Annotated in this window: 18 protein-coding genes and 4 pseudogenes; 13 read left to right on the forward strand and 9 right to left on the reverse strand. The window is 69.6% G+C overall.

Going from position 1 to position 20,404, the window contains the following annotated elements; all coding sequences use genetic code 11:
• The first annotated feature begins 172 nt into the window (after positions 1–172).
• From OIB37_RS01290 to OIB37_RS01325, 8 genes and pseudogenes are all read left to right on the forward strand, one after another.
• On the forward strand, positions 173–910 hold the full coding sequence (locus tag OIB37_RS01290) for a dienelactone hydrolase family protein (protein WP_330455619.1): 738 nt from the start codon (positions 173–175) through the stop codon (positions 908–910).
• A gap of 212 nt (positions 911–1,122) precedes the next feature.
• Complete coding sequence (locus OIB37_RS01295) at positions 1,123–1,851, forward strand: SMI1/KNR4 family protein (RefSeq protein WP_330455620.1); 729 nt, start codon at positions 1,123–1,125, stop codon at positions 1,849–1,851.
• A gap of 535 nt (positions 1,852–2,386) precedes the next feature.
• Complete coding sequence (locus OIB37_RS01300; protein WP_330455621.1) at positions 2,387–3,535, forward strand: serine hydrolase domain-containing protein; 1,149 nt, start codon at positions 2,387–2,389, stop codon at positions 3,533–3,535.
• A gap of 845 nt (positions 3,536–4,380) precedes the next feature.
• Entirely contained in the window at positions 4,381–4,782 is a 402-nt protein-coding gene (locus tag OIB37_RS01305; protein ID WP_330455622.1) for a sortase-dependent protein, read from the forward strand.
• On the forward strand, positions 4,779–5,399 hold the full coding sequence (locus OIB37_RS01310; protein WP_330455623.1) for a class F sortase: 621 nt from the start codon (positions 4,779–4,781) through the stop codon (positions 5,397–5,399). Before OIB37_RS01305 ends, OIB37_RS01310 begins: the two co-directional genes overlap by 4 nt.
• Positions 5,400–5,518: 119 nt before the next feature.
• On the forward strand, positions 5,519–6,010 hold the full coding sequence (locus OIB37_RS01315; protein ID WP_330455624.1) for an RNA polymerase sigma factor: 492 nt from the start codon (positions 5,519–5,521) through the stop codon (positions 6,008–6,010).
• Positions 5,994–6,515, forward strand: a complete 522-nt coding sequence (locus OIB37_RS01320) for a hypothetical protein (RefSeq protein ID WP_330455625.1) — start codon at positions 5,994–5,996, stop codon at positions 6,513–6,515. Before OIB37_RS01315 ends, OIB37_RS01320 begins: the two co-directional genes overlap by 17 nt.
• Before the next feature lie 822 nt (positions 6,516–7,337).
• Positions 7,338–7,733: pseudogene (locus OIB37_RS01325) on the forward strand (DJ-1/PfpI family protein); the annotation flags it as partial.
• Positions 7,734–7,865: 132 nt separating this feature from the next.
• Here OIB37_RS01325 and OIB37_RS01330 read toward each other — a convergent pair.
• Both OIB37_RS01330 and OIB37_RS01335 read right to left on the reverse strand, forming a co-directional pair.
• On the reverse strand, positions 7,866–8,777 hold the full coding sequence (locus OIB37_RS01330) for a GlxA family transcriptional regulator (RefSeq protein WP_330455626.1): 912 nt from the start codon (positions 8,775–8,777) through the stop codon (positions 7,866–7,868).
• A gap of 10 nt (positions 8,778–8,787) precedes the next feature.
• Complete coding sequence (locus OIB37_RS01335) at positions 8,788–9,387, reverse strand: isochorismatase family protein (protein ID WP_330455627.1); 600 nt, start codon at positions 9,385–9,387, stop codon at positions 8,788–8,790.
• A gap of 471 nt (positions 9,388–9,858) precedes the next feature.
• Here OIB37_RS01335 and OIB37_RS01340 point away from each other — a divergent pair.
• Positions 9,859–9,999 (forward strand): annotated as a pseudogene (locus OIB37_RS01340) (IS5/IS1182 family transposase); the annotation flags it as partial.
• Between the two features lie 58 nt (positions 10,000–10,057).
• On the opposite strand, the gene OIB37_RS01345 reads toward OIB37_RS01340, so the two are convergent.
• Positions 10,058–12,853: a fibronectin type III domain-containing protein gene (locus OIB37_RS01345; RefSeq protein WP_330455628.1), complete on the reverse strand. Its 2,796-nt coding sequence runs from the start codon at positions 12,851–12,853 to the stop codon at positions 10,058–10,060.
• A 925-nt stretch (positions 12,854–13,778) separates the two neighbouring features.
• On the opposite strand from OIB37_RS01345, the pseudogene OIB37_RS36210 reads away from it, so the two are divergent.
• Positions 13,779–13,946, forward strand: a pseudogene (locus OIB37_RS36210) (ISL3 family transposase); the annotation flags it as partial.
• 8 nt (positions 13,947–13,954) lie between these two features.
• Here OIB37_RS36210 and OIB37_RS01350 read toward each other — a convergent pair.
• Positions 13,955–14,233 carry a hypothetical protein gene (locus OIB37_RS01350; protein WP_330455629.1) on the reverse strand — a complete coding sequence of 93 codons (279 nt, stop codon included), beginning with the start codon at positions 14,231–14,233 and terminating at the stop codon, positions 13,955–13,957.
• A 183-nt stretch (positions 14,234–14,416) separates the two neighbouring features.
• Positions 14,417–15,067: a hypothetical protein gene (locus tag OIB37_RS01355; protein ID WP_330455630.1), complete on the reverse strand. Its 651-nt coding sequence runs from the start codon at positions 15,065–15,067 to the stop codon at positions 14,417–14,419.
• A gap of 143 nt (positions 15,068–15,210) precedes the next feature.
• Here OIB37_RS01355 and OIB37_RS01360 point away from each other — a divergent pair, with 143 nt between their 5' ends.
• Positions 15,211–15,447 (forward strand): hypothetical protein, encoded by a 237-nt coding sequence (locus OIB37_RS01360; RefSeq protein ID WP_443058106.1) that lies wholly within the window; start codon positions 15,211–15,213, stop codon positions 15,445–15,447.
• Positions 15,448–15,474: 27 nt separating this feature from the next.
• Here OIB37_RS01360 and OIB37_RS01365 read toward each other — a convergent pair whose 3' ends face one another.
• From OIB37_RS01365 to OIB37_RS01375, 3 genes and pseudogenes are all read right to left on the reverse strand, one after another.
• Complete coding sequence (locus tag OIB37_RS01365) at positions 15,475–15,828, reverse strand: hypothetical protein (protein WP_330455631.1); 354 nt, start codon at positions 15,826–15,828, stop codon at positions 15,475–15,477.
• Positions 15,829–15,836: 8 nt separating this feature from the next.
• Complete coding sequence (locus tag OIB37_RS01370) at positions 15,837–16,202, reverse strand: hypothetical protein (protein WP_330455632.1); 366 nt, start codon at positions 16,200–16,202, stop codon at positions 15,837–15,839.
• 159 nt (positions 16,203–16,361) lie between these two features.
• A pseudogene (locus OIB37_RS01375) lies at positions 16,362–16,942 on the reverse strand (transposase); the annotation flags it as partial.
• A gap of 210 nt (positions 16,943–17,152) precedes the next feature.
• Here OIB37_RS01375 and OIB37_RS01380 point away from each other — a divergent pair.
• Positions 17,153–18,136, forward strand: coding sequence for a phosphotransferase family protein (locus OIB37_RS01380; protein ID WP_330455633.1), 984 nt, complete (start codon positions 17,153–17,155; stop codon positions 18,134–18,136).
• A gap of 914 nt (positions 18,137–19,050) precedes the next feature.
• Positions 19,051–19,461, forward strand: a complete 411-nt coding sequence (locus tag OIB37_RS01385; RefSeq protein WP_330455634.1) for a nuclear transport factor 2 family protein — start codon at positions 19,051–19,053, stop codon at positions 19,459–19,461.
• 43 nt (positions 19,462–19,504) lie between these two features.
• Here OIB37_RS01385 and OIB37_RS01390 read toward each other — a convergent pair whose 3' ends face one another.
• A complete protein-coding gene (locus tag OIB37_RS01390; protein ID WP_330455635.1) occupies positions 19,505–20,215 on the reverse strand; it encodes an alpha/beta hydrolase in 711 nt (236 codons plus the stop codon).
• Positions 20,216–20,404: the final 189 nt, after the last annotated feature.

Genomic DNA, 20,404 nt, shown 5'->3' on the forward strand with positions numbered 1-20,404 from the left:
GGCCTGACCGAGATACGGGTCAAAGGGGCAACGGGATGGATGGCTGCCGTGGGGACGAGGTTTGTGACGGTTCTTGTGAGCCCTCGCCGTATTTCAGGGGGATGTCCGCGCTGCTCTGCCAGCGGCAGAACAGCGGGTGGACCGGGCTCGACGATCACTACGGTCCCGTCTCATGACGACGATTACGACGCGTACGGTCGAGTACCCGGCCGACGGTCTGACGATGATCGGGCACCTCGCGCTCCCGGCCGGTGTCGACCGCCGGCCCGCGGTGCTGCTCGGACCAGAGGGCACGGGGCTCAGCGACGTCGAGCGCCGCCGGGCCGATGCTCTCGCCGAGCTGGGATACATAGCGCTGGCCTTCGACCTTCACGGCGGGCGCTATTTGAGCGACCCCGAGGAGATGCTGGCCCGTTGCATGCCACTGCTCGCTGATCCCGACCGGATGCGAAGCATCGGGCATGCGGCGCTCGACGTGTTGCGCACCGAGCCGCGGACCGACCCCGACCGGATCGCCGCCGTCGGCTACGGCACCGGGGGCGCTGTCGGGCTGGAACTCGGGCGCGACGGCGTCGACCTGCGCGCGATCGGCACAGTCAACGCACTGACCACGGGCCGACCGGGCGAGGCGGCGCGAATTCGCTGCCCGGTGTGGGCCGGGGTCGGGTCGGAGGACCCGATCATGCCGCCCGCGCGACGGAACGCGTTCACCGCTGAGATGCAGGCCGCGGGCGTCGACTGGCGCCTCGCGGTCTACGGCGGCGCCTTGCACGCCTTCCACCATCCGCCGGTCGACCACCCCACGGTCCCCGGCGTCGGCTACCACCCGCAGCACGCGCAGCGAGCCTGGCGCGACGTCGTCGACCTGCTCGCCGAGTGCCTGCCCGTGACGGAGGATCTGGGGGCATGACCCAGGCGAACATGCCGGCCCCAGGCTTGGTCGGTCATGCACTGACCCGGCCGAGCGCGAGGCGGTCCTGAACGACGCGATGGACGGCATCGTCGCGTCCATCGCGATGCCGCTCCCGTCGGACCTGTGACGCCTCAAGCAGCGTGGACGGGTTCGGCAGATCGGGGCAGGGATGCGTCGGGCCGGACGGCGGGCCGGTGAGTCTGCGGGTCATGAGCGTGATCGAGGCGAGGGTGAGCAGCGACCAGCCGATAGGGTCGGGCGCTATGACTGACTGGACCGGGGTACGCGAGCGGGTTCTTGCTCTGGCCGCCGTCCCGGGCAGCGACAAGGTGTTCGGGGCGGTGGGACACGGCTTCGCACTCGCTGCACCTCTGACGGCGGCCGAGGTAGCCGATCTCGAGGCGTGGTTGGGTGTCGAGCTGCCCGAGGACTATCGCTCGTTCCTGCTGCACGTCGGAGCTGGCGGGGCCGGCCCGGCTTACGGCGTTTTTCCGGTGCGGCGCGAGGGGTCCGGCGGGTGGCACTGGATTGGATATTCCCCTGAGGAGTTCGAGCCGGGCGTGGTTGCCGAGTTGTTTCCGGGAGGGGCGGATCCAGAGACAGCGGCAGGGATCCTGGCCGAGCAGCCTTTCAGGGAGGAGTTCGACGACCTCGCCGATCTCGAAGCAGCCTTTGAGGTGTGGGAGGAGCGTCTGGCAGATGTGCAGTACGACCCGCGCTTCACTGCCGGGGCGCTTTGCCTGTGCGATGAGGGCTGCGGGCTGACGGCCTGGCTGGTTGTCACGGGATCGGAGCGCGGCCGAATGTGGCGTGACCCGCGCTCCGACGGCGAGGATCTGCATCCGATACGTCAAGCCGGCGGCTCTCGGTCGGACTTCGCCGGTTGGTACCTCGGGTGGCTCACGGCCGCCGAGGCCGCCTGCGGCCTGGACCGATAACAAGGCATCCGCTAACGATCCCGGCGAGCGCGATCTCTACGCCTGTTGCCCAGTTGCGTGGTGTCCGAGCCGTGCGCGCATGGAGACAGGGCTTCCTGCACAGCTTGCGGGTGTTCAAATCCGACCGAGCAACAGGGGCCCTGTTGTCGCAGCCTTCCGCTTGTGTCCCGCATCGTCCAACTCGGTTGCCTGTGGGTGTGATTGCCTCGCTCATCGGTGCGGGAACGCGGGGGATCGGCCGCGCAGGCGGGCGTCGGCGAAGGCACGTGCCCACGCCGGTGGTCGCCACCCGCACGGCCGGACCGACGATCTCCTGCACCGGTGGCGGTGCTCACATCCGCACCGGGTTTCCTGACGGTGGCCAGGGAACAAGATGATCAAGAAGGCCTGTGGGCACTTCGTGTTCGGGCCTGACAACCTCCCATCCGCTCACTCGGAGCACTTGACGGTCAGGCCTGTACGACTGATTGCCCGTCAAGTTGGAAACCTCGTGGTTTCGGCTCTCCCGAGCCGTCTGGCAACGTACGGAGACCTGGTGGACATAGAGGTTGCACGAAATGAAGGAGATGGCTCCGCGAAGCCGCTGACCGCGACGGGCGGCGCCGTGGGGGAGCCCCTGGAGGACGGCGTCGAGCTCGGTGACCACTGGACGGGGGTGGACGCGGCCGGCCTGGCGCGCGCCGCCCGGGCGCAGGCCGAGCGGGCCTTGCCCGGAGCGGAGGACATGGTGTCGTATCTGGCGGCGCAGGTGTCCGACGATTCCCACCGGGACGTGGTGGGTCCCCTGCTCGACGGGCAGGGGGCCAGCGGCGTCGTCGTGAGGCGCGGCGTGGTCGTCGCTTCCTGGGGGGACCCGGCACGGGAGGAGATGGCGTTCAGTGCGACCAAGAGCGTCCTTTCGCTGGTTGCGGGTGTGGCGTTCGACGACGGGCGGCTTCGACTGGACGAGCCGGTCTGCCGATCCGTCGACCTGCCGCAGTTCGCCAACGGGCACGGACGCGGGATCACGTGGCGCCATCTCCTGGATCAGACCAGCCAGTGGGAGGGCGAGCTGTGGGGGAAGCCCACGGCGGTCGACGCCCAGAGCACACGGGAGGGGACGGAGTCGGCAGGAGGTCCTCCCGGAGAGGGCTGGGCCTACAACGACGTCCGGGTGAACCTGACCGCCCTGGCACTCACAGTGCTCTTGCGGCAGTCCCTGCCGGAGGTGCTGCGGAGCCGGATCATGGAGCCGATCGGCGCCTCGCCCTCGTGGTCCTGGCACGGCTACACAGACTCCGTGGTGGACATCGACGGCCATCCCGTACCCGTGGTGTCCGGAGGCGCACACTGGGGCGGCGGGCTGTGGATCAGCGCCCTCGACCTGGCCAGGATCGGACACCTCTGCCTGCGGGGCGGGACGTGGGGTGACCGTCAGGTCATCTCCCGCCGATGGATCGACGAGATGTGGACGCCCTGCCAGGTCAAGCCGAACTACGGGCTGTCCTGGTGGCTGAACGACGACCGCACGGTCTGGCCCGAAGCCCCGGCATCCGGGCGCTGCGCCCGGGGAAACGGCGGCGGCCATCTGCTGTGGATCGACCCCGCGCGGGACCTGGTGATCAGCTCGCGCTGGGGAGCGGACGTCGAGTCGCTGTTGACAGAGGTGTCGAGGGTGGTGAAGCCGACCCCGGCCGAACAGTGACCGTGGAAGAAGGCGCAACTCAAGCCACAGGCGTTGACGTCCGTCGGATCTGCGATCTGTTCGGACACTCGATCGATGCGGCCTTGCGCTATGCCACGACACTCCGCCACCCCGACCTGACCGCCGGTCGCGCCATGATTCCCATGAACTCGCCCGTGGGTTCATGGGAATCACGGGCGCGGTATTCGTGAACTCACGGACCTTGAGCTTCATCCGCTGGTAGGTGCCGGTGAATCCGTGCTCGGCCACCAGCCTCACGTGAACCACGGCTCCCTTTCATCAGGTTCCCGGACCGCAGCATCGCATCGATCAGCTGGGCGACCTCATCCACCATCTGCCGACGGCCATGTCCGGGCACAACCCGACACCGCAGGGCAACCGATGCCTGGGAGGACAAGTACGTGCGGAGTGGGGGCGGTTGAGCCCCGTCTCCTTCGCGAGTGCGGACAGGCTCATGGCCCCGGACTCTCGCAGCCCGCGAAACGCAAGCTCTCACCGACCCGCATCTGTGCCCTGTTCACCCAGCTGAACGGCACCCACTTGCCGAAGGCCCTGCCCCTGCAGGTCAGCTGACACACCGTTCCAGAGGGACAACCGTCCCGAGCTGGGGGGGTGACGTCCTGGGGCCGAGCGCGTCGCCTGCGCCTGACATGCCGCCGCCTTACGGAGGCCGACCCCCGACCGGCGTGCGCCTTCACGGGCCTGACCGCGCGCCACTCCCCACCCCCAGCCACGACTTTGCCGATCCTTTACAACCCGTACCGCTCCTGTCTCGTCTCTCCGCTCGATCCATCACGCAGCCTTCCCGGCCACCCGCCGGGTCGGCCGACGAAAGAGAGCGATTCATGCGCCGAACAGTCCTCAGCGCCACGGCAGCCGCGTGCGTCGCCGTGCTGGCGAGCACGGTGCCCGCGTTCGCCCACGGGGCGAGCGCGTCCCCGACCGCCCGCCCCTCCGCCACCTCCGGACCGTCGGCCCGGCCGAGCGCGCCGGCCAGTGCGGAGCCGAGCGCGGTCCCCACCCGGAAGCCGAGCCGGGCGGCCTCCCCCGTGCCGTCCGCCGCGCCGAGCAAGGGACGCGGCCAGGTCGGCGTCGTACCGAGCGGCGCTCCCAACACCGGTGTGACCACCGGCTCCGACAGCTCCGGCTCGGACGGCATGCTGATCGGCGGCAGTGCCGCCGGCGCCCTCGCGGTGGGCGGCGCGGCGGTCTTCCTCGTGCGCCGCCGACGGGCGACCGGGGCATGACCCATCTCTCCAGGCGCGTGTTCGTCACCGCGGCGTCGGCCTCGCTGCTCGTGAGCTGCGCCGGCCACGGCGGCGACGGGGCGTCCGCAACTCGCCCCAGTGGCAAGCACGTCACCGCCCGCTCCTCCGCGGATCCGGCGAACGCGCCGGACACACTGGGCCGTTCGGTCCCGGCGCGGCTGCGGATTCCCGGGATCGGCGTCGACACCCCGGTCATGCGACTTGGGCTGGCGCAGGACGGCAGCGTGCAGGTGCCCCCGATCATCGCGCACGACCGGGCGGGCTGGTACGAGCGCTCCCCGACGCCGGGACAGACGGGTCCGTCGGTGATCCTCGGCCATGTCACGGTCGGCGCCTACGGGGACGGTGTCTTCCGCCACCTCGACCGGCTGCGCCGGGGCGACGGGATCACTGTGCGCCTGGAGAACGGCAAAGCGGCCGAGTTCACCGTCACCTCCGTACGGACCGTCGCCAAGGCCGACTTTCCGACGAAGGCGGTCTACGGCGACGTCGACCGGCCGGAGCTGCGGCTCATCACATGCGGTGGCCCCCGTACCGGCGACGGCTATCTCGACAACGTGATCGTCTTCGCCGCGTCGAGCACCGCGAGCCACTGACCGGTTGCCGCCCGCCCCGATCCCGGGCCGATGGAACGTACGCCCTCGGTCCGGGGTCTTTCCCGCGGGTGCCCCACGCACCCGGGCGCAAAGAGTGCCCCCATCCCCCATGGAGAGCGTTGAAACGGTCCCGTGAGAAAGCGGCAGCAGAGCTGTTCGCCGTTCTCTACCCGCGCCTGGCCGGCTGGTGCCGCCGTCTGGTCGACGACGACGAGACCGCCCACGAGATCGCCTCGGAGGCGTTCACCCGCCTCTGGGCCCGCTGGACGTCCGTGTCAGAACCCCGGGGGTTCCTCTACGTCACGGCCGCCAACATCGTCCGGGACCACTGGCGTCGCCTGGAGCGCGAGCGCAGAGCCATGCGCCGCGCCACCGTGGAGGCATCCGTCCTCCCGCCCACCGAGCAGACCGACCCCTCGGTCCGCCTGCTCGTCCAGGCGCTCCCCGAACGACTGCGCATACCGACCCTCCTGCACTACTACGCTGACTTGCCGATCCGGGAGGTGGCCATGCTGACCGGACGCAAGGAAGGAACCGTCAAGGCCGACCTGCACGCGGCCCGCGAACTGCTCCGCGCCCACCTGAGGAGAAGCCTTGATCACATACAGTGACGACGGTCCGGACTTCGAACCCGACGACCCCCTCGCCGTCATCATGCGGCCGCCCTCCGGACACCTCATGCCTCCCCCCGGCCGGTACGAGGAGATCCGCCGCGGCGCGGCCCGCCGCCGCATCCTGCGCGTCGCCGTCGGAGCCGGCGCGGCCTGCGCGGCCGCTGCCCTCTTCGCCGTACCGCTGCTGCGCACCACCCACCAGGACCCCGCCTCCCCGACGGTCCCCCTGGCTCCGCCCCCCGCGAGCAGCCCCACAGCCCTACCGACCCCGGCCGAGCCGGTTCCCGCGAGTGTCACTCCTCGCCCCGGCGCCCGCTCCTCGGCGGGTACGACGCCCATTCCCACCCGTCCACCGGCCGCCACCGCCTCACCCTCCGCCGTCCCCTCGACACCCCCTGCGGGACGCCGGCCCTCGGCCCCCACCCCACGCTCGCGCACGGCGGCGCCGTCGACGGCCCCGGCGCGCTCCGACGCTGCCGCGGCCTCAGCCGGAGCAAGGTGACGCGCGTGCATCGCACAGAACCCGTTCACCAATCCCCTCGGCAATGTGACAGGCGGAAAGGTGTCCCGACCCGCGCGGAACGGAACATCGCCGCGGACACCGCCCTCGGCCTCCTCGCCACCTGCAGCATGCCCACCCTCCGAATCCGGCACCGGCACCCTCCTCGTCCGCCGACTGGTCCAAGCCCTCACCCGCACCTCGACAGGGCGACGTTCCAGACCTGGCAGCCACGCGATCCCACAGGCTCCGGCGGTTACCTCGGCATGAACGGACTGTCCCGCGTGGCGACAGCGATTGCCGCTCCGCTCGCCACCACCGCTGTCCCACCCCACGCCTGGATGTCCTGCTGGACGGCATCGAGTTCAGATGGGGAATATCCGACTCAGGGCCGGGAGGAAACCTCGACCGCTTTCACCCGGCAGTCCGAGCACGTCCCGGACCTCTTCGCGACGAACAGATGCCGATAGACGGTCACTTGGCGCCGCGGGATGCCACAGAGCGTCTCGCTCTCCATCAAGGCATGCTCCACAGCCGGGACACGTGTCTCCCGGCATGCAGCGAAGCGCGTCGGAGCAAGCCCGAACTCGAAGCTGAAAGATCGGAGGGCGTGACCAAGCTGCGGCATGGCCACCACCCTCGCACGTGGTCCGATCAACGCGAAGTCAAAAAGACAGGCTCTGGCCAGGATAGCCCCCGACGCCGGAACGACGCCCGATGCTCATAGGGAGCATCGGGCGCCGGCGCGTATGCCGGACTGTCATGTCCGAATCTGGCAGAAGACCGTCATTGCCGCCACCAAGTCACGCGGGTCAGGATGGGCCCATGTCCAGCACCCGCCGCATCATCATCCCGGTCTTCCCCGACGTCGACCTCCTCGACGTCACCGGCCCGGCCGAGGTCTTCGCCCCGGCCAATCGGGAGACCGGGGGCGCCGCAGGTTACCGGGTCGAGCTCGCGGGGCGGGCCCGCGGCGAGGTCACAACGTCGGCGGGGCTGCGGCTGGTCGCGGACCTGTCCTTCGATGAGGTGGACGGCGTGCTGGACACGCTGCTGGTCCCCGGGGCGGTCGAGGCGGGCCCCGGCGGCCCGGTCGCCCGTGTGGACGGCGACGTGGTGGCGTGGGTCGCCCGGGTCACGCCGCTGGCCCGGCGGGTCGTGTCGGTGTGCGTGGGCGCACACCTGCTGGCCGCCGCCGGGGTGCTCGACGGCATGCTCGCGCTGCGACGAACGGCACCTGGACAGTGCCGGCGCGCTATAGGCCGACCTCCTCGTATCCGCTCCTTCGGCAGCTTGATCTCGTCCAAGTGAGAGATCAGGGCGTCGGCGGCATGACATCGACGTGACTACCGGTCAGGTCTCGCGGGCCCGCAGGCGGCGCAGCATGCGGGGGTCCTCGAAGCCGACCGCGCGGGCGGCGGCATCGACCGTGGCGCCGTGGCTGATGAGGTGTTCGGCGCGTTCGAGGCGGAGGGTCTGCTGATAGCGCAGTGGGGTGAGGCCGTCAGTGGCGCGGGTGAAGCGACGGGTGAGGGTGCGTTCGCTCACGCCGATGGCCGCGGCCAGGTCGGGCAGGGGCAACGGCTGGTCGAAGCGGGCGTCGAGCAGGTCCTGGGCGCGGTGCACGGTGTCGTCGAGGTGGGACCGGTACCTGAGCATGGCCCCGACCTGCGGTTCGTCGCCGTTGCGCCGCGCGTAGACGACCATGTCCCGGGCCACCTGGGCGGCGACGGCGGGGCCGTGTCGGGTGGCGATCAGGTGGAGGGCAAGGTCGATGCCGCTGGCGATGCCGGCCGAGGTGATCACCCGGTCGTCGGCGGTGTGCAGGACATCGCGGACGACCACCGCCCTGGGGTAGCGGCGTGCGAGCTCGTCCTGCACACCGTGGTGGGTGGTGCAGCGGCGGCCGTCGAGCAGGCCGGCTCGGCCGAGCGCCTCGGCTCCGGCGCAGACGCTGGCGACGGTCCCGCCCCTGGCGTGGTGATCCCGGAGGGCCTGCAGGGAGGCCTCGCTGATGGCAGGGCCGTCGACCAGGGTGAGCGCACGCCAGCCGGGCACCACGATCAGGTCCTCGGGGCCGAGCTCGGGCCAGTCGATCCGGACCGCCAACGGCAGGCCCTGAGCTGTGGGGATCAGGGGCTGCTCGGCGACGTAGCTGAGGGTGTAGGGGTGCCCGAAGTCGGAGGCCGTGGAGAAGACCTGCGCGGGGCCTGCCAGGTCCAGCAGGTGGAGTCCGGGCACCAGGAGGAAGGCGATCTGGTTCACGATCCGGTCATCATGCCGGAGATCCGGCCGCGGCCTCCAGCTCCCCGACGGTGGCGATGGTGGCGAAGCGTCCGGCAAGGGCGTACTCGCTGCGCCTGATGACCTCCCCGGCGCTCAGGGTGCGGGGGTCCGCCAGCAGTTCGGCGATGCTCTGGTCGGCGGGAGCGTCACGGTGCGGAATGGGATTGGTCGCGGTGGCGTCGATGACGAAGGTGACCAGGTAGCCGAGGTCGCTCGCGACGCGGGTGGTGGTCTCCACGCACTGCTCGGTGCGGATGCCGCAGACAGTGAGCTCGTGGATGCCGCGCTCCGTGAGGAGTTGCTGCAGGTTGGTGGTGGTGAAGGCGTTGTGCGAGGTCTTGTGGATCAGCGGTTCCGTGTCCCGGCGCTCCAACTCCTCCATCAGCCGGACATGACCGAGGGCGGGGTCGAAGACATTGCCGCTGCCGGGCTCGGAATGCAGCACCCACACCACCAGGTCCCCGGCCTGGCGGGCGAGGCGGACCAGTCGGTCCACCTGGTCGGCGATCTTCGGATTGGAGATGGTCTGCCACAGCGAGCGGGCGCGGAAGGATTCCTGGACGTCGATGACGATCAGTGCTCGGGTCATGTCCCAAGCCTGACCGGCGCAGCCGGTGTGGCGACAGGCCTCATCAGGTCCGAGTGCGGACCGATCCGGTCACGGCAGGAGCCGCGGTGATGCGGGGCGTCCTTGCGGCGCGCTACTGCGCCGCGGGCTCGGATCGTGCCATGGCTCCGCTCGGAGTTCAGTCCGCCTCGTACCGAGCCGAACGCTGTCGTAAGGCAAGGTTCTCGCCTTACGTAGCCTCCAGAGCTTTCGCAGCCCCTCGACCTCTGCGTGGTGAGCCTGCTGCTGCCGGGGGGCGGGCGCTCAGCGCTCCTACGGCTGCTGAGGCAGACGGGTCGCCTGGCGGTTCCGTACGCTCCACCGCGGTCAAACCGCCCTTGGCCCAGTGCCGTTCGATCCGGGTGCGCGGTTCCACGCTTCGGCAGAAGAAGTCGGTGCTCACTGCGGCTTGGCGGGCCACTGCGGTGAAGCTGACTGACTTGCCGGCCGGTCTTCACCGGCTCGGAGACGGACGGAACCTGGGCGCAGCCTCTGGAGCGCGTGCAGGTCAAAGATGATGCCGTGGGCACGGTGGAGTGGACCGTTTCAGTGGACTCCACCACCAACCGTGCCCACCGGCACGCCGCCGGCGCCGCCTACGGGTGGCCGCAAAACCCCGCGATGCGTGGGGGTGCGGAAGGCGGCGGGGCGGTCAGGACTTGTCTCGGGAGCGTGCGGTCGGGAGTGGTGGCGGGCCGGTGGGGGCAGGCTGGGCCTTGCTCAGGAGGGCGAGACCCTGGCCGGTGCCCGGATCGACACCGCCGCCGATGCCGGTGCCGCCACCGATGCCGGTGCCGATGCCGGTGCCGGTGCCGGGGTCCGTGAGGCCGCCCCCGGTGGTCGGCGGAGCCGGGACGGAGACGACGTTGGAACGCCCCGATTCCGCGGCGCCGTTGACGGCAGTGACCGCGAACTCGAAGTTCCAGTTGCCGGGGAAGAGGAAGGCGATGCCCCGGTCCGGGGTGTCCGAGATGTACTCGTCGGACTGCCAGGGGCCGTTCTCCGTGCGGTTGCGGTACCAGACGCGGTAACCGGCGGCCTGCGGGGAACCGCTCCAGTTGAGCTGCACCGTCGTGGCGTCCAGGGACTTGATGCGCAGGTCCGTCGGGGCCGGCGGAGTGCCCGCGCCGATGGTGACGGGACGGGCGCCCGCCGGCAGGCCGCCGCCCACCGCGTTCCAGGTGACCATCGCGACCAGGTAGTGATGGCCCGGGGTCAGCCCGTCGATGTGCGCCGAGGTGCCGCGCACCGCCGTGCTCTGGATGAAGGCGCCCGGCGTGTCCTTGTCCCAGGTGATGATCTCGTAGCGGTCCACGCTGTCGCTGTACGGCCCCGTGGCGGGCTCCCAGGAGAGGTCCACACCGTCCAGGGTGGCGTGGGTGAGGATCTTCGCGGGTGCCGCCGCCGTGTGCGGGTGGGCGGTGGCCCGGATCACCGGGGACCACGCCGAGGTGCCGTCGCCCGCGTTGTCGACACGGACCGAGTACTCCCATTCCCAGCCGTCCTGGGTCCAGGTCGTGTCGTAACGGTTCGCCGTGACCGGCGTCTCGTTCCACGCGGTCGCGCCCACCAGCCGGGAGCGGACCGTGTAGCCGCGCGCGCCGTACACCCGGTCCCAGGTGACCGTGACGCCCAGGTCGCTCGATACGGCCTTGACGTTCCGTGCGACGGTCAGCGGGCGTTCCGGAATCGAGTGGGGGACGTCGGGGACGGTCTGACCGATGCCGTACCGGTCGTGAAGAGTGCGTTCGAAGGCCTGCGCGATCTGGAACTCGCCGAGCGCGTTAGGGTGCAGCCCGTCGTAGCCGGCGGGACAGGCGCCAGGGGCGCAGCTGTAGTTGCCCGACCAGTCGACCGTCTCGATCGGTGAGGTGACGGTGCTCCACTGCGGGACTGCCTGGCGCAGCATCAGGTCGTAGTCGGTGGTGCTGAGCGGCAGGTCGTCCCGCCCGCCGATGGCGGTGCGCTGGGGGACGTCCGCGAGGGCGAACTTCACGTCGGGACGGGCTGCCCGCGCCTCGTCCACGAACGTCTTCATACTGTCGAGCGTCCCCTGCGGGCCGCTCACGAACCAGCCCATGTCGTTGAAGCCGAGACCGACGAGGATCAGGTCGGGGTTGTACTGCGCCACCATGCCCCGGATCAGCTTCTTGTCCTGCATCACCTGACGGCCCCAGACCCCGAAGTGGTCGCTGTCGAAGGCCGGGTCGGCGCCGGCCGCGTAGCCGCCGGAGGTGTCCGGGTCGTCCAACGAGGCACCGGGGGTCTCGCCCTGAAGGGCCGGCCTCGACGGGGGCTGCGGCAGGGCCTGCGCCTTGGTCCCCTTGTACGGGCCGACGAAGTCGACGGCGACGTGCTGGTTACGGAACCACTCCCAGAGCCGGTAGCGCCAGGTCCAGTCGCCCTCGTACCCCTGCGTCATCGAGTCGCCGACGACCATGACCCGCAGGGGGACGCTGTTGCCGACGCCCCGTTGAAGCTCTCCGAGGCGCTCCACCAGGCGCGGCACCATCTCGGCCAGGTGATCTCCCAGGTACGCCAGCGGGTTGCCGAAGTTGCCCAGCCGGGCGGCGAGGCCGCGCAGGTTCTCCTGGATCCGGGTGACGAAGGTTCCGGCGCTTTCGCCGGCCCACTTCACCAGGGCACCGCCGAAGGCGCCTCCCGCCGCGCCCCAGAAGGCCGCGGCGAGCAGACCGCCCCACGTGTCCGGGTTCTGGAAGTCCGCATGGTCGAAGGCCGCGTTCATCACCTCGGTGACGAAGCCGCCGATCCCGCCTCCCACGGCCCCGCAGACAGGGGCGGCAGCCGCAGCCCCGGGCGCGAACATGGCGAGACAGGCGCCGCTCGCCAGCACGGTCGCGGCCAGGCCGGCCCCGCCCGCGAGGAACTTCTGCCACCACGTGGCGCTCGTGCCGATCCGCCCGGAGGGCAGGACGAGCACGATGCTGTCGCCCACGGTCTCGATCCGGCCGTCGTAGTCCCCGACGTCCGTCGTCGGGTAGAGCCCCACCGCGTTGTCCCGCGCGCGGTCGTAGAGCGCCTGGGCGAGGGTGTGCCCGGAGTTCTGGTCGGCGTGGACGGAGTCGACCACTTCCTGGGCCTCGGCGCGGGTCTCGTCGCGGCGCTCGGGCACGTTGTAGTCGAAGGCCACGACGAGGTCGTCATCGCTCTGGGCGAGTGTGCGCAGCGACCCCGCGTCCCCCGCACAGCCCATGCGGAGGGTCATCTCCGGGGCGTTCGCCACGGCGCCGAAGGAGGTGGCATGCGCGGCGCAGGCCGCGCCAGCGTCCTGGTCCTGCGCCGTCGCGGGTCCCGTGCTCAGCGCGGAGCCGGTGACCACCATGGTCAGCGTGAGGAGGAGGGGCACCAGGCGGTCGAGGAGGGGGCGGCGCGGGCCGGCGCCCCGCTTTCTCCGTACCGCTGCCGCTGGTCTGGGTAACGCACGCATCGTGATCGGTGTTTCCTTCCGGATCGGGGAGAAGCACTGGCGGCCGGACCGGGCTCGCGGTCACGGCGCGCGCCGAAGATGCGAATCCCGGCGAACGGCCGACTCCCCCGGTGAGATTCCAGGGACGCCAGTGTGGTTGCCTCGGCGCACGAACCCGCCCCACTCGGCCGCCGCGCGAAGATGTCACAACCCGACGTCGAGATCATCTTCGGGTGCGGGGAGGGGGCAGGGGTAGGGCGGCACGTGATTGGTGCGCGAACTCATGTGCGGGGAGCGGGGCGTCGCCGCGTCTGCGTCAGTGCGGGGCGGTGCGGTGCGGTGCGGTGCAGTGCGGTGCAGTGCGGTGCGGTGCGGTGCGGTGCGGGGGATCGTCCCCGCGCGTGCGGTGGTAGCCCATCGGCGGGAGCCAGTGCCAGTTGCCCCAGGGCGCGACCCGTGGGCGATGGGGGCTTCAGCACGGTCCTTCGCTGTGCCCACGCCGCAGAGCCGGAGCAGTTGTTCACCGGCCAGTGGCAAGCCGCCCCACCAAGCTCGATGCCTACAAGCCCTACCTCGACCAGCGATGGCAGGAGGGCTCGACCAATGCCTGGAAGCTGTGGGAGGAGATCAAAGAACAGGGCTACCCGGACGGCTATGGCAACGTTCGCGCCTACGTCAGCCGGCATCTACGCGGCAAACCCCAGCCGATCGGCCCCGGCCGCCATCTGCCCGCGTCGTTACCCGCTGGATCCTTGCCCACCCCGAGGCCCTGGGCGAGGGCGACCGGCTCCAGCTCAAGGCCGTACTGGCGAACTGCCCTGAACTGGACGCACTCGCGGGGCACATGCGCTCCTTCGCCCACATGCTTACTCAGCTGCAAGGCCACCAACTGCCGACGTGGATCGAGGCCGCGACCAACGCCGACCTGCCCAGCCTCCAATGATTCGCCCGGCACCTGGAGCGCGACCTCGACGCCATCACTGCCGGGCTCTCGCAGCCGTGGAACTCCGGAGTGGTCGAGGGCCACGTCAACCGGATCAAGATGCTGAAGCGCCCGATGTTCGGCCGCGCAGGCTTCGAGCTCCTGCGCAAGCGCGTCCTGCTCTACTCCTGAAAGACTGCTCAGGACGCATCGTCGATGAGCCCGAATCCCTCCGGGAACTCTTCCAGGAACTCGCGGCGAGCCGGGTTGGTCTCGGCGGCTGCCATCTCCCCGACCAGGGCGAGCAGCTCCTGTCGCTGATCATTCGACAGCGTGCTGACCAAATGGGCGACACCCTCCAGGACCTTGACCGCGTCGTCTGGATCCATCTGCTGGTCCTCGCAGCCGTCGACGAACCACAGGACATCGACCAGTGCCTCAGCCAGGGCATGAGTCAGGGACGGGTACGAGGACGTCACAAAGGGCTCCCAGAAGATCAACGGCGCAGTCCGGCCATCCCACCACACACCACTGACGTCACTGTCCGTGAGCCACCACAAGAAGTGGACCAGAGCCCCCATTCTCGTGAACGAAGCCAACTCTCTCCATACCACCGGTCCGTCACGGCTGCTGCACTCCTCATCGAGCTCAGGCCGTGATCGCTAGTAACCCGTCATGCGGAACCACCGCATCGTTGCGACGAGCTCTTCACCGAAGTCCTCACAAAGCGCGAGCAGCTCGCCACCGGAGGACGAGTCGAGCAGCCCTGCGGATTCGGGGAAAGCCCGGAGGGCGCCGTGGCAGGCAGACTCGACAGCGAAGTTGCGTGATGCGAAATATCCCCCGCTCGCCCGGTCCGCCAGGTGGGCGAGATATTGGCGGTGGGCTTCCTCCGAGGGATGGGAGTAGAACGAGCCCTCGACGAGACGGTCGAGGTAGTCCGCCAAGCCGGACAGGGATTCGACTACCCGCTCGCCCGCATCCGAGCCTGACTCGTCCAGCAAATCGCCGAAGGCCAGCAGGTTGCCGATGGTTTCCAGTTGGATGAGCTGGACCGTGTCCGGGTCGACTTCAGACGTGAAGAGCGGGGCCGTGCGCAGCTCGGCGATTGCTTGCCTGTATGCGTGATGCGACTGTTCGTCGGCGGTCGCCGCTGCCAGTCGGAACAACGAATCCAGCACAGACAGGTCGACGCCCCACTCCGCGTCCATTTCGAACGCGAAGACCGGTGCGCGCCACCGCCACAGAGCAAGGGCGGCATCCTGACGCTGACGGACGGGATCCAGGTCGGCCAACCGCTTGATCTGCACCACGTCCTTGCGTCAGCCCTTCTGATCTGCCGTTCCCTGCTCAGCCTCTTTCGCCTCGGACACTGTAGAAGCTTCAGAAGGACAGCGTGACAGCCAAGGCGATGCCCAACCCAAGCCAAAGCCCGGATCGGCCATACCAGTTCAGAATGCCCTCTCGGAATGAGGTCGGCTGCTGCTCCAGGGTGACGGCATGGCGCCGACGTCGAGGCTGGACCGAGGCCGATGTCTGGCCCCGCTTGCACGCCGCCCTGCTGGGCGAGCTGCGCCGTGCCGACCTGCTGGACATGCTCGACCTGCTCGACCTGCTCGACCTGCTCGACCTGCTCGATTGTGCCGTGGACGGCTCGCGCATCCGGGCCCTCAAAGACATCTCAGGGGGCTAAGAAGTCAAGCTGGTGGACGTAGCCGAGTTACCAGGGTCGGCCTGCTGCGCCGTGGTGGCGTCCACTTGCGCGATCGACCAGGGCGAAGACGGACAGGGCGACCGTCGACGCGGCCCCCGTGGCCAGGGCATCCGCCACGTACCGGCCCAGGTCCGGCCGCAGGATGTCCACGAGCCCGAACAGCACGACAAACCCCGCGAGGCACGCCGCGACCGCGGCCCGCCAGCAGCGGTGATACGCAAAGAACCATTGGGCCAGGCCCATGCCGATCAGTGGGGCAGGGGACAGCTGCGGCTCGTCGAGGGCGGCGAGTACTCCGTATCCCAGTCCGCTGACCGTCCAGCAGGCGGCGCTCACGAGTGCCGCCTCGCTCCAGGACACGGGCCGCTTCACTTGTGCCGTCCGTGCCGTCCGCTGACGGCACCATCGGCCCGACTGCGCGCTCGCCACTGGGACACGCCTGCAGCGGTCATCGAGAAAATCATGAGCGGTCCGGCAGCCCAATAGAGCACGGCCATCGGCCAGGCCGGCTCCTTGCCGGCCAGCATGGTCGTCATCTTGCCAGCCATACCGATGCCCAGCAGCACATAGGCGAGACCCCAGGTGCGGGCTACCCATACGGGACCCACGATCGGCCGCAGCGGCCGGTGCGGCCGGAGCACGGCCAGCCCTCCCAACCACGCAGAGCCCAGTGCCACAACCGTCATGAACACTCCCCCGGCCGTGTCCAACGCATCGGTCTGGATCCCGAGCATTCGCGCCACACTCTTCCCACGTCACGCGGCCCCCAACGCCAGGCCCGCCCCGGGTCACCATGATGGCAGTCCGGGCGCGAGACCTCAGCTGCAGGGCGCGGCAGGTGGCTGGAGCGGCTGCCTTCCGGCATCCGGCAATGTGGGAGGCCCGGACTACGGTCACGCAGGTGCTGGGAGAAGTGGCGGGAAGGCGCGTTGTTCGTCGAAATGCTGGCGGGTCTTGAGGCAGTGGTGGAGCTGGCCGAGGAAGCGGTTCAGCAGGTGCCGTTGTGCGGCGGCGTGCCAGTCTCCGTGGTCGCGTCGGCGTCGGTAGTGCATGTTGGCTCCGGGTGAGGTGGTGAGGGCGGCGAAGGCCCAGAGGAAGCCGGCGTTGATGAGGCGGTTGTTCTTGACGAAGCGTCGGCCGACGAAGCGCTTTTTGCCGGAGGCCCGGGTGATGGGCGCGGATCCGGCGTACGACTTCAGCGCCCTGGCGTCGGCGAACCGTGCCCGGTCGTCGCCCAGCTCGGCGAGCACGCGGGCGCCGAGCATGGGCCCCAGGCCCGGGAAGCTGAGCAGGATCTCGCTGTCGGCGTGCTGGTGAAAGGCGGCTGTGGCCGCCTCCGCGAGGTCGTCCGCGGCCTCGCGGAGGCGGCCAGCTGCTTGAGCAGGGCCAGGAGCTGGTGGCCGAAGGCATCTTCGACGCCGGGCAGCTGGTGGGCGTATTCGGCGCGGAAGACGCCCCGCAGCCGCTCGGCTTCCGCCTCGCTCCCCCGGACTGATCCATACCTGTGAGACACCTGGACTCGTGATTCGTGAGTCACGCGGCCTGGCGGAAGCCGAGCCAGAACCCGAGTCATGGCAGCACCGGACGGTCGACAGGCCGGCATCACGATGCTCCAGGGAGAAAGATCCGGTCACGCAGCTCAAAGCCTGTGCGCGTGCCGGCGTCCGGATGATGAGGTGACACGGTGACCAACCGGGATGAGGCGGCGGCTGTCCGCCCGTTGACACGGGCTTGGGTGAGCCGGCAACTGGAGGCCGGCGAAAGGATCGTCGGAACCGAGGCGCTGCACGGCGGCATCACCGCCGAGGTGCGGAGGCTGAGCATCGGCACGCGGGACGGAGGCACCCGTGATCTGGTGCTGCGGGCCTTCGTCGATCCGCTCTACGTGGAGCGCGCCGAGGACTGGCTGAACAGGGAGGCCCGCGCCCTGACCCTGCTCGCGGGGACAGCCGTACCGGCTCCTGTACTGGTCGCCGTCGATCCGACCGCCGCGCACTGCGATTATCCGTCGCTCCTCATGACACATCTGCCGGGACGGACGGTTCTCGACGATGCGGGACTGGAGACGCGCGTTCCTCTGCTCGCCCGTCAACTCGTGGCGATCCACGCGTTGCGGCCCACCGAACGGCCCCAGGCGTACCAGGCGTTGACGACTGCCGACACCGTCGTGGTTCCGGAGGGCGCCGACGTGACCGCATGGGCTGCGGCGATCGACGTCATCCGCGAGCCCGCCCCGTCCGATGAAGAGCGGTTCCTGCACCGGGACTTCCACCCCGGCAACGTGCTGTTCGACGTGCCGCCCTCAAGGCCGGACGATGCGCGGATCACCGGTGTCGTCGACTGGGCGGCTGCCTCCTGGGGGCCGGCGGATCTCGACGTGGCGCACTGCTCCACCAATCTCGCGCTGCTGCACGGCCCGGCGTGGGCTCAGCGGTTCGCCGAGGCGTACGAGGAGGCCGGCGGAGTGCTGGCCGCGGCCGCGAGTGAGCGCCTGTACTGGCGAGTTCGAGACGCGCTGGCATTCTCGGAGGACTTGCAGTCGGCGGCACGGGCATGGCGAGAGGCAGGCAGGACAGAGCTGACGACGCGAGCCGTGGAGGAGCGACTCGATACCTATGTCACCACCCTGATGGGCGCACCGGACCGAGGCGGGGCGGAAGGACCGTAAGAGCCGTCGATGCGGAAGCCTCCGCATTCCTGCACGGAGTGGCGCGGAAAGGCTTGTCACCGATGGGCGGCAACCCTCCAAGCCGTCGTCGCCGTTGCCGGTGGCTTCGGGGGCCGGGTCCGAACTTCCACACCGCGAACAGAGGGCCTCTCGCGTGTTCACAGCCCTGGGGTTTGCATCAGATCAGTGCTCCGTTCCCTCCAACGGGCTGTCCAGTGCGGTCATGGACCCTCCGGGTGAGCCCGCGTCCCGGCTTCGCCTCCGGAGTGTGCGGCATCTCCAGCATGCGGCAATTGCCTCCACCCCGATGCCCCGCCACTGCGGCGGCCGATTCATCGGCCGATCGACCTCTGTGCGAGCGACGACCCTGGTCTGCTCCCCTCCGATCCTGCGGATATGCTCGCGCCATGCGACGACAGGATCGAATAGCCAAGTTGGTTCGCTGGCTGGTGGTTTGGGCCGCGTTCACCGTCGTCATGCGCTTTGTCACCGGCCTCGCGCACATCTACAGGGGCTGGCCGACCACCGCGGTGACGTCCGCGTTGGTGGTGGCCTGCTGGTACCTGGTCTCGTGGTTGCGGTCCCGCAGGGAGCACAGCGCCACAGCACAGTAACCGGACGACGAGCTCGGACGTCGTATCCGCGGATGAGACCCGCTACCCAAGCTTCTGCGGCAATCACACAAGGTTCAGCGTCAGAGGACACGCGGAACGGATACCGGTCGGCCTTCCTGGCGACGTGGGTCTAGGGTCGTATATCGAAAGTGGACCCAGGTGATGCGCTTGCCCTGCTCCAGAGGTAACCGTCTCGGCGTGCACGCGCTGGCAGGATTGGTGATCTCCCCGCGTCGGAGGACGCGGGCCAGGACGGAGAGGTCAGCCACGTCCATAGCCGGACCTACGAACACACGTACTGTGGTTGAGGAGTTGCTGCGCAGAATCGGCGAGGGCGACCCTGAGCGCATCGCCGAGCTGTATGCCGAGCAGAGCGATTGGAAGCTCGACTGGCCGGAGGCCGAGCACGGCCGTACTGGCACGCCGTGGATCCGTCGCCGGTCCACGCGGGCCGACGTGGCCGCCCACTATCGAGAGCTTGCCGAGTACCACGTGCCGGAGCATGTGGCGACGGAGGTCGAGCGCATTCTTGTCGACGGAAGCGACGCGGTCGTGCTCGGCGAGATCCGACAGACCGCCCGGCCCACCGGACGTGCATATCAGGCGCGGTTCGCTCTGCATCTCACCGTCGAAGACGGCCTTGTCACCCGGCACCGTGTCTACGAGGACAGCCTGGCCGTCGCCCAGGCATTCGAGGCCGAGGACCAGTGAAAGCCACCGGACCAGGCGCGAAGGCGCTGATCACAGCCACTCTTCAATGACCGCGACGAGTGGCTGCGACACCCCGGTCCGCCCAGCCCGGAGTGCCCGAGGCGCCGAGCAGTTCCAGGGTCAGGTCGATGACCAGCTCCGGCCGACCCACAAACGGAGAGTGCCCCGTCTCCCACTCGCGGACGGAGTCGCAGCGCGCGGCCATGACCCGTTGGAGTTCGGGATCGATGGCTCGGTCCTTCGTGCAGACGGCGTAGACGGAAGGGGCATGTTTCCAGCTCTGGCGTTCCGGGACTCCTCGCCCGCAGCCGGCGGCCTGGGCGCGTAGTAGTCCCACTGCCCAAGCGGCCAGGTGCTCAGGGCAATCTGCATACAGCGCATCCACGGCGCGGTTTGGGTCAAGGCGCGTAGAACCGTCGTGCTGCGGCTCGATGGCGGATTTCAACTGGCTGGATGCGCCGCCCAAGCCCGCCGCACTCTCCCCCGCATCCGGTACGAAGGCCGCCAGGTACACCAGACGCCCGACTCCGCACAGGCCAGTGATCACCGACCCTCCGTAGGAGTGGCCCAGAACCAAGGGAGGCTCCGCCAGTCGGTCAACGGCGGCCTGCACCGCCGCCGTATCCGCAGCCAAAGAGCCCCTGTGCAGTTCGGGAGCGACCACGTCCACGCCTGCCGCTCGCAAGCCCTCGGCAACCCGGCTGAAGTGCTCAGGCTGGTGATAAAGACCATGAACCAAGACTGCGCTGGGCACTTGGGACGCCTCCCCGGGTCGACGTGCCGAGGAAAACGATCCTAGACGTCGAGCTTCGCCGGTGATCCATTTTCGATACGCGCCCTGACGAGCTCGTGCACGGTTGGCGGTGCGCGTCGTGAATCGTGGATTCGCCGGTTGGTTCACACTCGCGGAGCGGTGGGCAGGGCGACGGTCTGCTGCCGGGAG

The organism is Streptomyces sp. NBC_00820 (assembly GCF_036347055.1).
Classification (GTDB): Bacteria; Actinomycetota; Actinomycetes; order Streptomycetales; family Streptomycetaceae; genus Streptomyces.

Bases quoted from the DNA above. Each gene is read 5' to 3' on its own strand.
- OIB37_RS01370 (WP_330455632.1), bottom strand. From the start codon at position 16,202: ATGCTCGGGATCCAGACCGATGCGTTGGACACGGCCGGGGGAGTGTTC.
- OIB37_RS01310 (WP_330455623.1), top strand. From the start codon at position 4,779: ATGACCCATCTCTCCAGGCGCGTGTTCGTCACCGCGGCGTCGGCCTCG.
- OIB37_RS01345 (WP_330455628.1), bottom strand. From the start codon at position 12,853: ATGCGTGCGTTACCCAGACCAGCGGCAGCGGTACGGAGAAAGCGGGGC.
- OIB37_RS01290 (WP_330455619.1), top strand. From the start codon at position 173: ATGACGACGATTACGACGCGTACGGTCGAGTACCCGGCCGACGGTCTG.
- OIB37_RS01295 (WP_330455620.1), top strand. From the start codon at position 1,123: ATGAGCGTGATCGAGGCGAGGGTGAGCAGCGACCAGCCGATAGGGTCG.
- OIB37_RS01305 (WP_330455622.1), top strand. From the start codon at position 4,381: ATGCGCCGAACAGTCCTCAGCGCCACGGCAGCCGCGTGCGTCGCCGTG.
- OIB37_RS01335 (WP_330455627.1), bottom strand. From the start codon at position 9,387: ATGACCCGAGCACTGATCGTCATCGACGTCCAGGAATCCTTCCGCGCC.
- OIB37_RS01360 (WP_443058106.1), top strand. From the start codon at position 15,211: ATGCCCTCTCGGAATGAGGTCGGCTGCTGCTCCAGGGTGACGGCATGG.